This is a genomic window from Pseudomonas algeriensis (assembly GCF_048847255.1).
Taxonomy (GTDB): Bacteria; Pseudomonadota; Gammaproteobacteria; order Pseudomonadales; family Pseudomonadaceae; genus Aquipseudomonas.
Map to the genome: position 1 here is coordinate 89326 of NZ_JBKKRK010000019.1, position 15448 is coordinate 104773.

A 15448-nucleotide genomic window follows, 5' to 3' on the forward strand; every position below is an offset into this window, starting at 1 on the left:
ACCGGGTGCGCGCCCCTATCGGCAAGCGCCCGCTGATCCTGCGTTACGCTCTGCTGGCCGTCGGCTGGCTGAGCGTGGTGCTGGGGGTCATCGGCATCTTCATTCCCGTTCTCCCCACCACCCCCTTCCTCCTCCTGGCCGCTGCCTGTTTCGCTCGCAGTTCGCCGCGCTTCTACCAATGGCTGGTGGAACATCCCCGCCTCGGCCCGTGGATCGGCGACTACCTCAGCGGCAACGGCATCCCGCTCAAGGGCAAGATCTACGCCATCGGCTTGATGTGGGTAAGCATCCTGCTCTCGTGCTACCTGGTGCCATTGCCGTGGGCGCGGGTCTTCATGCTGACCAGCGCGGTGCTGGTGACGGTTTACATACTCCGGCAAAAAACGCTGCGCCGGCCCTGATGCAGAAGGTCGCGTAGCGTCGCAAAGGTTCTGCACCTTTCGTCGCGAATCGCTGCCGACCTGTCAACCTTGACAGTAGCCAGCGCGCCACGGTCGAGGCTCAATGTCATCATTTCGTCATGCTTCAACCATAGCGTCGCCCCAAGGAGCGTGGTCATGCCCGACATTTCCTTCCCACTCGGTTCCTACGCCAATCAAGTATCGCCTCGCGCCCGCCATGCAGCCAAACGGCTGCCCCCTACCGTGCGTGCCACGTTGCCCTGCCCCAGGTTGGAAGAGGCCTCCCCGCCGGATGTGTTCGATCCTGGCAAAGAGTTCGAAGTTGTTCACGTGCTGATCGAATATCCGCAAATGGCCCGCAACGACATTCTTAGGTGCTATTGGCTTGGGGAAGATTCGTTGGGGTGTACCAGCGGCAAATTGACCGTCTCCGACGTCTTCGAAGGCCGTCCGGTGCGGTTCGCGGTGGGGACAGAATTTGTCATGCCGAACATGGGCCGACGTGTCAGGGTGAGCTATACCCTGTGGCGCGCCGGCACGCGGGAATATGAATACTCATCGGAGCTCAACTTGTTGGTGCGTGAACTCATAGCATGACCCGTTCCAGCAGAGCCCTCCCGTAGCTGAATAGACAACACCCGGCACTTCGCCGGGTGTTGTCTATTCGGCTCAGCTTAAACCGTGTCCAGCTTCAAACTTCGCCCACCAAGCCTGCGAAAAACGTCACCCCTCCCAGCTCCCTACCGCTCATCCAAAACCTGCCCATACCTGTCGACTCTGACAGTAGCCAGCGCTGTCGGCTGGGAGTTTGATAGCCCATACGTCAATGGGCATTCGCCCGTTCTGCTCTTGGGAAAAATCGCCATGGATATACAATCCCCTGCCTTAAACCAGCTGTTTGAACTATATCCTGTGGTCATTCCGGGCTGGATAAGTCCGGTGAAACCGACAGGCATCGCAGATGGCGGAGTGCCCAAGAAGCTTTACGACTCATCGTCCGACGGACTGCTATGCGTGGTTGACCCATGGGCCGAACTCATCGGTCGTTCCTGGACAATGGCCGCGTTTGATCGAGTCGATTTATACGTCAATGACGGGCCGACCCCCGTTGATGGCCATACCGTTCTGCCAGGGCAGGAGCAAGAACGCATCCCATTGCATGTCACTCCTGGGAGATTGAATGAAGGGGTGAACAAACTGCACTATAAAGTCACCCGCGTTGGGAACAACGAAGAGCTCTCTCGACCGCTGAACGTTCTCTATCACCTGCAATCGCCGGGTGACCCATCACTCAGCGCGGATCTAGTCATTCCACTTGACGTTATTAGCGACGGCGTCAGCTTCGATAAGGCGGAGCAAGGGGTGGAGTTCGGATTCACTTATACCAACCGCCGAAACTACGACCATATCGATTTTTTTGTGGGCAACGTGACCGTCCCATTCGACGTGGCGGATGTTCCCCAGCCGGTTGCGCATACGTTGTTCACCGACACGTTCAGGCAGGCGGGGGACAACCCCGCCACGCCGCTGCGATTCACCGTCACCGACCAATTGGGCAATGCCAACGAGTCGAAGACCAGGCGCCTGGATATTCATCTTGAAGTTGCGTTGATCACCCCTACCCTCGACAGCGTAAAAGACCCCGCCGGCCAGGACATTCCCGACGAAGGCAGCACCACCAGCACCGCCTTGACGCTCTCGGGGCAGGCAAGCAAAGGAAAGCAAATCGAGGTATACGACGGTAGTGGGTCCAGCGCCGTTTCCAAGGGGACTGCAACCGCAGATGCAGCAACCGGCCTTTGGACCTTGGCCATCACCGTCCCCGCAGGAAGACGTCGTCTTTATGCCAAATCCCTTTACCACCCCACAAATGTGTACTCGAATGTACGCCACCTTACGGTGGCTGTGGCCCTGACGATCGATACCAGCCCGGTAAGATTCACCCAACCGGTGCACGTGACCACCGCATCCGAAGCGCATCCGTTCAGGCCGGATTTCTCGGACGTGCAGCGGCAAGCCTCCAATGGGAGTCCTCCGTACAGCTACACCTCCAGCAATCCCAGTGTCGCTTCGGTGAACGCCGCTGATGGCCGAGTCTTTATCGCACGCGCAGGGACCACCGATATCCGCGTCACCGACAGCACCGGAGCCAGCCTTGCCTACACCGTGACCGTCAACCAGGCTTGGGTGTGGGTTTTTTCCACGCACCGTATTAGCGGTGATAACGCAGAAAGGTGGCGGCGAAGTGTTTCCGGGGCGATAGCCCCTTCGCCGGGCACTCAGTTCACAGCCCTCGACGCCCGTTATGTGTTCCCCGCTGATTGGCGTTCCGCGGTTTATTACGGTGCCGTCGCCGGGCCAGATCGTTACTATCGATTAACTTGGTACGGTACCTGGGACACGACTAACCAGCTCCCACTCTATCGAGGCGTCGGCTACATCATATCGACGGCCAGTTCTCGAACCGTTGGCGCTTATCAATACATCGCGCTGACCTGGCTGAACAAAGAAGCCCTGCCGAACAGCAAGACACTGGCCCGGCAGTTGGCGACCTCCGGCCAAGTCTTCGACGGCATCGGCCAGTTGGTCGATGAGGCAACGTTGCAAGTGCGTCAGCCCGGCGCCATCGGCGACGATCAAGGCGATTCTCAGATCCCTATTCCTGATGAACATCACCAGGTCGAGGGGGCTACCGCCACACTCGTGACCTGGCGCGAGGGTTCGGTCTATCAATGGAAAGTAATCCTGCAACAGACGGATGCCGAAACCGTATTTGGCGGGGATCCCGCTCCGGAAGACGACACCCTGACCGTAGCCTCTAATCCCAACGCCATTCTCGCCACCTGGCTCGATGCGTCGGGGACGTATCGGTACCAGGTCATCCTCCAAGACAGCGTGGTGGACGCTTGACCGGCAGGAAACGCTGAACGAGGCCTGACAGGGTTCGTCATGCTTGAGTCCAAAGCGCCAGGCAGCACCCGGCACTTCGCCGGGTGCTGCCCACTTCGTTTCAGCTCAAACCGTGTCCACCTTCAACGAATGATCATTGAGCATTCCGTTGATGATCGTCGCCGTATCAGCCCCGCCAATCATTCCACCCGATCCCGGCGTCACCCCGTAATGGCTGGCAAGATCGATCCCGGCCAGGTCGATGGTCTGGTTCGGCGTGGCGCCCGCGGTGCTGCTGACGTCGATGCTGGTCACGACCGATGCGCCGGTTCCGGTGACGGTGAAGTGCAGGTAGTCGTCCAGGGACGCCGCGCTGCCGTTTTCGCCCAGTAGCAGTTGGGACAGGTCGAGTTTGTCCAGGCCCGGGATGAAGTCGGTGATGACGTCGTGGCCGCTGTTGCCAGCCTGCCATTGGAAGGTGTCCGCGCCGCTGCCGCCGCTGAGGATGTTATTGCCCAGGCCGCCAATCAAAATGTCGTCGCCGCCCCCGCCGTTGAGCACGTCATGGCCAAGGCCGCCATCGATGCGATTGCCCGAGCCGTCACCCGTGAGGGTGTCGTTGAAATTCGAACCAACGAGGTTTTCGATGCCGGCCAGGGTGTCGGTCCCGAGGGTGTTTTGCGCGGCCAGCAGGCCGAGGTTCACGGTGACGCCTGCCGTGGCATGGGCATAGCTGGCGGTATCGTTGCCGGTGCCGCCGTCGAGCAGGTCGTTGCCGACGCCGCTGTAGAGCACATCATCCCCTGCCCCACCGTGCATGGCGTTATTGCCGGTGCCCGCGCTGAGAACATCATCGCCACCGCCGGCGTTCAGCACGTTGTCGCCATTGCCGGCCAGCAGCACGTCGTCGCCCGCCGTCCCCGTCAGGGTGTGACCGGCTTGATAGCTGATGCCTACCCCGGCGCTATCGCTGCCACCGTGGTTGTCGCTGGCGGTGTAGGTGCCATGGAAATCCGGCGTGCTGTTTTGAGCGCCCGCGTAGTTGACCGTCAGGGTCAGTTGGTAGTTTTCCGAGCCATTGCCGTTGCCATTGCCAGGATTGGGAATGTTGGTCACATGGATCTGGTAATTGCCAGTCACCGCCGCCGTGAACGAGGCACCGTCGCCGATCGCGATGAAGGGCCCGCCATTCAAGGAGTACTCCATGGCGATGCGGCCCGCGGCCAGGTTGTGATCCAGTTTGAGGGTTTCGCCCTGCTTCAGGCTGATGTTGAGCCGGTCTTCATCGTTGGCGTTGCTGTTCGACACCGCCCCCAGCGCGCCACTGACCACCAGCACCGCTGTCATGCTCGCGGCATTGGCGACGAAGGCGCTGCGGTTCAGGTTGATCGACTGGACGTTGTTGCCGGCGAAGCTTGCGGTGCCGGTGCTGCCGGTGAAGTCCGCGCCCTTGGCAACCCAGCCTGTGTTGAAACTGGTCGGCGACGCGGTAAGCGGGTCGCCATTGGCGTCGCTGTCGTTGCCCAGCAACAGCTCACCGGGGACTACGATATTGCCCGACAGCACGTTGGTTATGACGTTGTCGTCGATCGCCACCGGCGGGCTGTTGGGTTGGACCTTGATGACCAGGTTGGAGCTGGCCAGGTCGCCATCGTTATCACTGAGGGTGTAGCCGATGTTTTCGGTGATCAACGTACCGGTGGTGGTCTGGGAGGTGTAGCTGAACGCCCCGGTGTCGAGGTTCACCACCAGAGTGCCGTCGTGGCCGGTGGCGATGCTGACCGTGTTGGTCGCCGTATTGAAGACCCCATGATTGGTGCCACCGCTGGCAGTCAGTGCTCCCTGGCCACCGTTGGCGTCCGGGTTGTAGCTGTAGGTCGTGCCGTCCACCAGGAGGCTTTTGACAAATCCGCCGTCGGCGCCGAACGAACCACCCTCCCCGAGCAGGCTGCCGGTGACCGGCACGCCCTGCACGGTACCGGAAAGCACCGAGTTGAGCTGGTTCAGGTCGGTGACCACGACCGCGTTTGTGTCGGTGTGGGTGCTGCCGTCGTGGGCCAGCGGATCGAGATTGATGTTTCTCGCGCCGCTGCCCAGTCCGATGGCGTAGTTCTTGATGCCATTGGCATCGAGAAAGGCTTTCCACGCGACCTCGTCCGCCGAGCCGATTTCGCCCAAGGTCGGCTTGCCGTCTGAAAAGAAGTAGCCAACGTTTTGTGCGCCAACCAGTTTGCCGGAGGTTGCGAACGCAGTCTGGGCCGTGGCCACCGCCGCGTCGTAATTGGTGTCACCGTGCGCTTTCAGCGCGGCGATCAGCGTCTTGGCCGTTGCAACGTCCACCCAGACGGCACTCTGGTCGGTGGCGCTGCCGCTGAAGGTCACCAGTTGGACTTTCACGTCGCCCATGTCGTCGTATTTGTCGAGCAAGGCGCTGACCGCCTGCTTGGCCAGGTCCATTCGCGAAAGCCCCGGGACACCGGAGGCATCTTTCATGCTGCCGGAGACGTCGAGCACGATCAGCAGGTTCGAGTCGATCTCGGTCGCCGTGACCGAACGCTCGGACGCGACAGCCTTGGGTACGTCATCGACGATGCTGACCACCAGGTTGCCGGTGGTGCTGTTGCCCAGGGCGTCAGTAGCCTGATAGGTGAAGTTCTCGGTCAATACGTTCGGGCCATTGTTGGCATTGGGCGACGTTGCCGCCGCAGACGTCAGCGTATAGGTGTAGGAACCATTGGGGTTGAGCGACAATTGGCCGTGGGCGCCGTTGGCATCACCCACCAGGGCGAACGTGACGGCTCCGGTTGCGCCAGTGACCGAGCCTACCAGGGAGCCAGTCGCGGTTTCGCTGGTGGAGCCTGGCTCGCTGCCGGTCGTGGTGCCGGGCGCCAGGTCCTGGCCGTCCTGTTTCAGGTCCAGGGCCTTTTCGTAGACGGTGATGTCATGGTCGGTCTCGGCAACCAGGCAACTGTTGTGCACATCGATGGTGATGGTTGTGGTGCTTTCATCGCCGTCACCGTCGCGCACGGTGTAGGTGAACACATCAGTTGCACCTGGCGCGCCGACGGAGTCCGGATTGCTGTGATAGACCGCATTGCCGTTGGCATCCAGCGTCAGGTAGCCATAAGCGCCATTGATCTGCGTATTGAGGCCGCCGTTGGCGGGGCTTGAGGTGTCGTTGCCAGCGCGCACGCCAACCACCGTGCCACCGTCGGCACCAAGCACGTCGTTGTGCAAAACGTTGCCGCTGACCGTCCCGCCCTCCACCACCGCGGCGGTATCGCAATGCGCCTTGGGCACATCGTCGACAATATTGATGACGATGGTGCTGGTGACGGTGTTGCCGAGTGAATCCGTGGCCTGATAGGTAAAGCTTTCACTCAGTTCATTCGGGCCATCGTTGGCGGCGGGCGTTGTCGTGGCGGGCGACGTCAGGGTGTAGGTATAGGAACCGTCCGGGTTGAGCAACAGTTGACCGTGGGCGCCGGTGGCATTGCCGACCAGGGCGAACGTGACGGCGCCAGCGGCACCGGTCACCGAGTCCAGCAGGCTGCCGCTGGCGGTTTCGCTGGTGGCGTTCGGCAGGCTACCGGTGACGGTGCCGGGGGCCAGGTCCTGGCCGTCCTGGTTCAGGTCGAGCGCACTTTCCCGCACGCTGACTTCATCATCCGGTGCGGCGACGAGGCAGCTGTTATGCACGTCGATGGTGATGGTGGTGGTGCTTTCGTCACCGTCGGCGTCGCGCACGGTGTAGGTGAACACGTCGGTGGCACCCGGTGCGCTGACGGCATTCGGATTGCTGTGGTACACAGCGTTGCCATTGGCGTCCAGGGTCAGGTAACCATAGCTGCCGTTGATCTGGGTATTGAGGCCGCCGACGGCCGAGGTCGAGGTATCGCTGCCAGCGCGAACGCCGATCACCGCGCCGCTTGCCGCAGGCCCATCGGCACCGCCCTCATCGTTGTTTAGAACGTTGCCGCTGACCGTCCCGCCCTCATCCACCGAGGCGGAGTCGGCATGAGCGGTAGGCAAGTCATCGACAATGTTCACGTCCAGGTTGCCGGTGGCCGTGGTGCCGTTATCGTCCGTGACCACCACGGTAAATTGCTCGCCAAGGCTGTTGGCGCCGCTGGCGTTGGGATGGGCTTCGTTGTCGAGCAAGGTGTAGCTGTAGCTGACCACGCCCGTGGCGGCGTTGAAGCCGGTCACGGTCAGGGTATTGCCCAGCGCCGTGGTGATCGATTGTGGAAATCCGGCGGCCACGCCACCGCTGACCACGGTGATGCCGCCAACGCTCAGGCTCTGCACGCCGTCCAGCGCGGTCACGGTGAAGGTGCCGTTTTGCGTCAGCGCCGACGTGTCCGGGCTGCTGCCGTCGTCGAGGTTGTTTTCCTGGACCGTGAGCTCGCCGCCATCGGTGTCCAGGCCGTCGATGATCACCGGGTCGTCGTTGTTGTGGACTTGCAGCACCAGGTTCGCGGTGCTGGTGTCGCCATCGGCGTCGGTCAGGGTGTAGGTGAAGGTTTCCGTGCCGCTGCCGCCACCATTCAGGCCTTTGAAATCGGTATCGGACGCATTGAGCGTGTAGGTGTAGGACCCATCGGCGTTCAGGACGAGGGTGCCATAGGTGCCGGTGAACGTTCCGGGCGTGATCGGATCGGACGCCACCTGATCGGCGCCTTGGGTGTCGTTGGGCAGCACGCTGCCGGTGAGGGTCAGGTTGCTTTCCGACGCGGTGCCGGTGTTGCTGTCGTCCACGGCGTTGGGCACGTCATCGACGATATTCACGTCCAGGTTGCCGGTGGCCGTGGTGCCGTTATCGTCCGTGACCACCACGGTAAATTGCTCGCCCAGGCTGTTGGCGCCGCTGGCGTTGGGATGGGCTTCGTTGTCGAGCAAGGTGTAGCTATAGCTGACCACGCCCGTGGCGGCGTTGAAGCCGGTCACGGTCAGGGTATTGCCCAGCGCCGTGGTGACCGATTGTGGAAATCCGGCGGCCACGCCACCGCTGACCACGGTGATGCCGCCAACGCTCAGGCTCTGCACGCCGTCCAGCGCGGTCACGGTGAAGGTGCCGTTTTGCGTCAGCGCCGACGTGTCCGGGCTGCTGCCGTCGTCGAGGTTGTTTTCCTGGACCGTGAGCTCGCCGCCATCGGTATCCAGGCCGGTGATGATCACCGGGTCGTCGTTGTTGTGGACTTGCAGCACCAGGTTCGCGGTGCTGGTGTCGCCATCGGCGTCGGTCAGGGTGTAGGTGAAGGTTTCCGTGCCGCTGCCGCCACCGTGTAAGGCGACAAACTGCGGATCGCTGGTGTTCAGCGTGTAGGTGTAGGTGCCATTGGGATTGAGAACCAAAGTACCGTAGGTGCCGGTAAATGTGCCGCCAATGATCGGCCCGCTGTCAGGGCCGGTGGGAATGCGGTCCGCACCCTGGTGATCGTTGGGCAAAACGTTGCCGGTCAGGCTCACGAGGGTTTCCGACGCGGTACTGGCGTGGCTGTCGTCGATCGCCTGGGGCACGTCGTCGGTGATGTTGACGTCCAGGCTCCCGTTCGCGATATCACCGTCGGTGTCGATTGCCACCACCGGGAATTGCTCGCTGATGGTGTTGGCACCACCGCCCGCCGGATGCGCCTCGTTGTCGGTCAAGGTGTAGCTGTAGGTGACGACGCCAGTGGCGGGGTCGTATCCGGTAATCGTCAGCGTGTTGCCCAGGGCCGAAGTGATGGACTGCGGGAAACCTGCGGGCACGCCGCCGGTGATGACGCTGATGCCGCCGATGCTCAAGCTGCTCAGGCCGTCGGGAGCCGAGATGGTAAAGGTGCCGTTTTGCACCAATGCACCAGCATTACTGGCGGTGCCGTCGGCGAGGTTGGCCTCGTTGGCGGTCAGTTCGCCACCGTCCACGGTCAGGCCGTCGACGGTGACGGGGTTGTCTGGGGTTTCAGGAATGACCGGCGCAACGGCTGCGCCGTCGCCATCCGGGTCAGCCGCCACCTCCAGCAGCGGAAATTCGGGTATGCCATTGAAGCCTGCGGTGGGGAAGCCGATCAGGGGATCGACCTGCCCACCGACTTCTTCCAGCAACACAAAACTGTGCCCGCCGCCCACTGCGCCGGGGTTGCCGCCCTCGGCCCCGGCGGCCGTGGCCTCGCCAGTCTGGGTCGGGTCGGCGCCGGCCGCGATGGCTTGCTGCAGCTTCTGCACATCGGTCAGTTGGGCCTCGCTGGGCGTCGGCGTTTGCGGCGTGTCCACCCGCGGCGCCTGCTGATCGGCGAGCAATTGTGGGGTCAAGGTCAAGTCGCTGCCGCGACCCAGGGTCAGCTCATGGCCGTTCTGCAACTGCACCGCGACAGCGCCTTCGGCCCCGGTGACCAGGTGCTCGCCGGCATACAGCCGGTCACCTTCGACCAGAGGACGCCGCAGCCCGCCGACGTCCTGTGCGAAAACCTGCCCTACCACCTTGCTGACGGTACCGATGAGCGCTGCCATGTGCATTCCCTCCGCTGCCAACCACAGTCGGCACCTGTCTGGGTGAAGATCGGTGCTGGGTAGCCGCCAGAATTTGGAAAATCTGCCAGCTTTCGAGACCGTACGAGGGACAGTCAAATTGCCATAACGACAAAAAAACGTCACTCAAAACTGTCTCACTTTTGAACCCTTCAGCACCTCTTCACATCGTTTCAAAAATTATGTGGAACTTTTTATTGACGCCTACAAACCGACGCAACCCTTATTCGGCGAGGCTTTCGCTTTGAACAATGTGCTGGATTTTTCCAAGCTCATAAGTTTTTTTTGGAATAACTCTTATGAGAAATTCTTCTTAGGTTTTTCCTAGGATGTTCTTAGCTGTGTTGTTACAAGGTTGAAACGGTTTTGATCTTTTAAACGTCAATATTCTGGCGACAACGAAGTACAACAGACCTCAGGAGAAGCACCCCATGCGCGTTCTTACCCCCCTCTGCAGCGCGGTTCTACTGGCCATGGCCTGCTCCTCTCAGGTTCAGGCGATGTCCCTGACCGAGGCGATCCAGAGCACCATCGCGACTCACCCGGAACTGGCGCAACGGGTAGACAGCCGTCTGTCGGCCAACGAGGACGTGAAGGTCGCCAGAGGAGGCTTCTTTCCGTCGGTGGATTTGAACGCCGGTTATGGCCGTGGCTACAGCGACAACACCAATACCCGGGCACTGGGCAACCATCACACCAACATCCTGACCTACACCCAGTCGGAGCTGCGCCTGCGGCAGATGATCTTCGACGGTTTTAATACCGCCAATGAAGTGGAACGTACCCAGGGCGTGGTCAATTCCCGGGCCTATTACGCCCAGGGCACCGCGCAGGATCTGGCGCTGCGGACCATCGAGGTCTACCTGGAAGTGCTCAAGCGTCGCGAACTGGTGACCTTGGCCAAGAACAACCTGCAAGCGCACCTGCGCGTCAATGACCAGATCGGCCTGCGCACCGAGCGCGGCGTGGGCAGTACCGCCGACTCCGATCAGTCCAATGCACGTCGGGCCCTGGCGGAAAACAACTACGACACCGCCCAGGTCGACCTGGCGGACGCGGAAGCAAATTTCTACAGCGTGGTCGGACGCATGCCCGATGAGCTGGAAACCCCACCGTCCACCAAAGGCGAGATCCCCGTGGACCTGCGCGAAGCCCAGCAAAGCATGGTGGATAACAACCCGTACCTGAAATCGGCCCAGGCCGACATCCAGTCCGCCGAAAGCCAATACGAGGTGGCGAAATCACCGTTTTATCCGCGCTTCGACGCCGAAGCTGCCGTGGGCGCCAACAACAACCTGGGTGGCGAGGAAGGCCACGACAACAACTGGCGGCTGGGCGTGGTGATGAACTACAACCTGTTCCGCGGCGGCAGCGACAAGGCGCGGCTGGCGTCCAACGCCCACCAGATCAACCAGGCGATGGACATCCGCAACAACGCACTGCGCCAGCTCAACGAAGACACCCGCCTGGCCTGGAACGCAATGCTCAACGCCCGCAAACAGACCCCGACCGCCCGGGAATACGCCGACACCACTTCTCGTGTGCGCGCGGCTTATCAAGATCAGTTCGGCCTCGGCCAACGCACACTGCTTGACCTGCTCGACAGTGAAAACGAGCTGTATAACGCCAACCGCCGTTACACCGAGGTGCGCTACACCGAGGAGTATTCGATGTACCGGGTGTTGGCGAACATGGGCCTGCTGCTGCAGAAACAACGGATCGTGCTGCCGGCCGATGCGGTCGCGCAGACCGAAGTCAAGAACCAGGCACGGCTGCCGGAACTGAAGTAATCCAGTGGGAGTGATCAGCATGACCCGCATGGAACCGGCAATTCCCGGCACCGACCCGCGCTTGAACTTCGATGATCCCTTGCTGGACGGCTTGTTGATCCTCTGCAAACTCCATGGCGCGACCGTCAGCCGCGCCAGCCTCAGCGCCGGGCTTCCTATGGCGCACCAACGTCTGAGCCTGGACCTGCTGCCTCGCGCAGCGGCCCGGGCCAGTTTGCAGGCGCGGCTGTTGCGCCGCGAGCTGGGGGATATATCGGCGCTGAATTTGCCAGTGATGCTGATCCTCGCCGGGGGCCGCTGCGCGATATTGCGGCGCTGGGGCGAGGACGGTCGCGCGCTGATCCTGCCCAGCGAGGCCGATGGCGGTGAACAATGGGTCAGCCGCGAGGAACTGACCACCGATTACAGCGGCCAGGCGCTCTTCGCCCGGCCGCGCCATGAGCTTGAAGACCTGCGCGCGCCCCTGGTGCCACGGGTCGAAGCGTGGTTTCGCGACACCTTGAAACTGTCCCGCTGGCTGTACAGCGACGCAATCCTGGCCAGTTTCCTGATCAATCTGCTGGGCTTGATGGTGCCGCTGTTCGTCATGCAGACCTACGACCGCGTGGTGCCGAACCAAGCCACCTCCACGTTGTGGGTGCTGGCCGTCGGGCTGTTGATCGGCACCGGTTTCGAGCTCGTGTTGCGGGTGGTGCGTGCTCATCTGCTGGACACCGCCGGCAAGAAAACCGACGTGATTCTTTCCGCCACCCTGTTCGAGCGCATCACCGGCATGGCCATGAAAGCCAAGCCGGTGACCATCGGCGGATTCGCCCAAAGCATCCATGACTTCCAAGGGCTGCGGGAGTTTCTTACCGCCGTGACCCTTACCAGCCTGATCGACCTACCCTTCGCCCTGCTGATGCTGGTGGTGATTGGGCTGCTGGGCGGTTGGCTGGTGGTGATTCCGGTGGTGGCGTTTCCCATCACCGTGGTATTCGCGATGATCATCCAGGCGCGCCTGCGCGACACCGTGCAAAAAAGCCTGGCCCTGGGCGCCCAGCGCCAAGCCCTGCTGATCGAAACCCTCGGCGGCCTGGAAACCCTCAAGGCCTGCAGCGCCGAAAGCGAACGCCAGCATCAGTGGGAAAGCACCCACGGCGCCCTCACCCGCCTCGACAGCCATGCGCGCAATCTTTCGGCCCTGGCGACCAACGGCACGTTGTTCCTGCAACAACTGGCGGGCATGGCGACCATCGTCGCCGGGGTCTACAGCATCATCGCCGGCAACCTCAGCGTCGGCGCACTGGTGGCGACTTACATGCTCGGCAGCCGCGTGCTGGCCCCGCTCGGGCAGATCGCCGGGTTGATCACCCGCTACCAGCAAGCGCAGCTCACCATGCGCAGCACCGATGCCCTGATGGCCTTGCCCCAGGAGCGCGACGCCAAGCAGCGCCCGCTGGACCGAACCCAATTGCAAGGTGCCCTGGACGTCAGCGGCATCACCTTCCATTACAACGGCCAGGACGCTCCGGCGCTGGCCGATGTCAGCTTCAGCCTCAAGCCCGGCGAACGGGTCGGGATCATCGGCCGCAGCGGCTCGGGCAAAAGCACCCTGGCGCGGCTGGTGATGGGGTTTTATGCGCCGGAGCAAGGCCAGTTGCTGTTGGACGGCCTGGACTTGCGGCAACTGGACGTTGCCGACTTGCGTCAGCAGATCGGCTATGTCGCCCATGACTTGCCGCTGCTGGCCGGCAGCCTGCGGGACAACCTCACCCTCGGCGCGCGCTACATCAGCGACGGGCGCATGCTGGAAGTGGCGGAACTGACCGGCGTTACCGAATTGGCCCGTCAACATCCCCAAGGCTTCGACCGCCCGGTGGGCGAACGCGGGCAACTGCTGTCCGGCGGCCAACGCCAGGCCGTGCTACTGGCCCGGGCCTTGTTGCTCGACCCGCCGATCCTGCTGCTGGACGAACCCACCAGCGCCATGGACAACAGCAGCGAAGACACTCTGCGCCAGAAGCTTCATACCCATGTGCAAGGCAAGACCGTGCTGCTGGTCACCCACCGTACCTCGATGTTGAGCCTGGTTGACCGGTTGGTGGTGCTGGATAACGGGCGGATCGTGGCGGACGGACCGAAGGACGCGGTGATCGATGCGCTGCGCAAGGGACGGGTGGGCTCTGCTGCGGTTTAGCTGCCAACAAATACCTTTGTGGCGAGGGGATTTATCCCCGCTGGGCCGCGAAGCGGCCCCAAGACAGTCAACTCAATCTGTCTGGTACACCGAGGTGTCAGGGTTTAGGGCTGCTTCGCAGCCCAGCGGGGATAAATCCCCTCGCCACAAAAGCAGCACTCAGTAAATCTCATATAGCCAACGGGTACCGCCCATGTCTGCTCAAACATCCGATTCAGCCGCCCGAAGCTACTTCGGCAGCTTCAGCAAAAGTGCTGAAAGCGAGTTCATGCCGGAAACCGCCGGCGCCACGCTGCAGGACTCGCCCCGTCGCTCGCGGGTCACTGTCTGGCTGGCGGCCGGGCTGATTGTCACCGGGCTGGTCTGGGCGAAACTGGCGGTCCTGGAGGAAGTCACCACCGGCGAAGGCAAAGCGATTCCATCGAGCAAGATCCAGGTAATCCAGAACCTGGAGGGCGGCATCGTCACCGAGATTTTCGTGCGCGAAGGCCAGATGGTGAACAAGGGCGACACCTTGCTGCGCCTGGATGACACGCGCTTCCTGTCGAACAAGGGCGAGAGCGAGGCCGACCGTTATGCGTTGATGGCCCAGGTCGAACGCTTGTCGGCGGAGGCCGAAGGACGGCCATTGCAGTTATCCAGCGAAGTGACCGGCAAGGCGCCACAAGTGGCCGAGGACGAGCGTGCGCTCCATGAGCAGCGCCAGCGTCGCCTGGCCAGCGAGCAACGGACCTTGACCGAACAATTGCGGCAGAAAACCCAGGAACTGGCGGAGTTTCGCTCCAAGCAAGGCCAATTCAGCTCGGCACTGGCGTTGCTGCAGGAAGAGATGAACATGTCGGCGCCGCTGGTGCGTACCGGGGCGGTGTCGCCGGTGGAGATTCTGCGGCTCAAGCGCAGCGCGGTGGAAATCCGCGGCTCGCTCAACGCGACCACCCTGGCGATCCCTCGGGCCGAGTCGGCCATCAATGAGATCAAGAGCAAGATCGACGAATCGGAACAGACCTTCCGCTCCGACGCGGCCAAGGAGCTCAACGAGAAACGCACGGAACTGTCGAAAATCACCGCCTCCAGCATCGCCATCGATGACCGCGTGACCCGCACCACCGTAGTCTCGCCGGTGCATGGGGTAATCAAGCAAATGAAGGTCAACACCATCGGCGGCGTGGTCCAGCCGGGCAGCGACATGATCGAAGTCGTGCCCTTGGAAGACAACCTGCTGATCGAAGCCAAGGTCCGCCCACAGGACGTCGCCTTCCTGCACCCAGGCCAGAAAGCCATGGTCAAGTTCAGCGCCTACGACTACACGATCTATGGTGGGCTGAGCGCCAAGCTCGAGCTGATCGGCGCCGACACCATCACCGACGACAAGGGCAACAGTTTCTATTTGATCCAGGTGCGCACCGATAAGAACCACTTGGGTGGGGACGCGAAACCGTTGCTGATCATTCCGGGAATGGTGGCGACGGTGGACATCATTACCGGGGAGAAAAGTGTGTTGGACTACCTGCTCAAGCCGGTGTTGAAGGCGCGGACCGAGGCGATGCGCGAGCGGTAGGCTTTGGCTGGGATCTTCGGTGTCTGGGCTATCACCATCGCGAGCAAGCTCGCTCCCACATTGGATTTGTGCTGACCACTAACCTTGAGTGCACTGGAGATCAACTGTGGGAGCGAGCTTG

The 15448-nt window shown here is 61.9% G+C and carries 7 protein-coding genes; 6 read left to right on the forward strand and 1 reads right to left on the reverse strand.

The window, feature by feature from the left end:
- Positions 1-5 precede the first annotated feature (5 nt).
- The 3 genes from ACLK1G_RS22555 to ACLK1G_RS22565 all read left to right on the forward strand — a co-directional run bounded on the left by ACLK1G_RS22555 (position 6) and on the right by ACLK1G_RS22565 (position 3311).
- Positions 6-401: a YbaN family protein gene (locus ACLK1G_RS22555; protein ID WP_420767419.1), complete on the forward strand. Its 396-nt coding sequence runs from the start codon at positions 6-8 to the stop codon at positions 399-401.
- Positions 402-557: 156 nt separating this feature from the next.
- A complete protein-coding gene (locus tag ACLK1G_RS22560) occupies positions 558-998 on the forward strand; it encodes a hypothetical protein (protein ID WP_420767420.1) in 441 nt (146 codons plus the stop codon).
- Between the two features lie 267 nt (positions 999-1265).
- Positions 1266-3311 (forward strand): immunoglobulin-like domain-containing protein, encoded by a 2046-nt coding sequence (locus ACLK1G_RS22565; RefSeq protein WP_420767421.1) that lies wholly within the window; start codon positions 1266-1268, stop codon positions 3309-3311.
- A 105-nt stretch (positions 3312-3416) separates the two neighbouring features.
- Here the strand turns inward: ACLK1G_RS22565 and ACLK1G_RS22570 are convergent, their stop codons facing one another.
- Positions 3417-9782 (reverse strand): retention module-containing protein, encoded by a 6366-nt coding sequence (locus ACLK1G_RS22570; RefSeq protein WP_420767422.1) that lies wholly within the window; start codon positions 9780-9782, stop codon positions 3417-3419.
- A gap of 449 nt (positions 9783-10231) precedes the next feature.
- Between ACLK1G_RS22570 and ACLK1G_RS22575 the strand changes: the two genes are divergently transcribed.
- The 3 genes from ACLK1G_RS22575 (at position 10232) to ACLK1G_RS22585 (ending at position 15327) form a co-directional block, all read left to right on the forward strand.
- A complete protein-coding gene (locus ACLK1G_RS22575; protein WP_420767423.1) occupies positions 10232-11590 on the forward strand; it encodes a TolC family outer membrane protein in 1359 nt (452 codons plus the stop codon).
- Positions 11591-11609: 19 nt separating this feature from the next.
- The gene (locus ACLK1G_RS22580) at positions 11610-13769 is read left to right on the forward strand and encodes a type I secretion system permease/ATPase (RefSeq protein ID WP_420767424.1); all 2160 of its coding nucleotides are present in this window, start codon (positions 11610-11612) and stop codon (positions 13767-13769) included.
- A gap of 193 nt (positions 13770-13962) precedes the next feature.
- A complete protein-coding gene (locus ACLK1G_RS22585; protein WP_420767425.1) occupies positions 13963-15327 on the forward strand; it encodes an HlyD family type I secretion periplasmic adaptor subunit in 1365 nt (454 codons plus the stop codon).
- Positions 15328-15448: the final 121 nt, after the last annotated feature.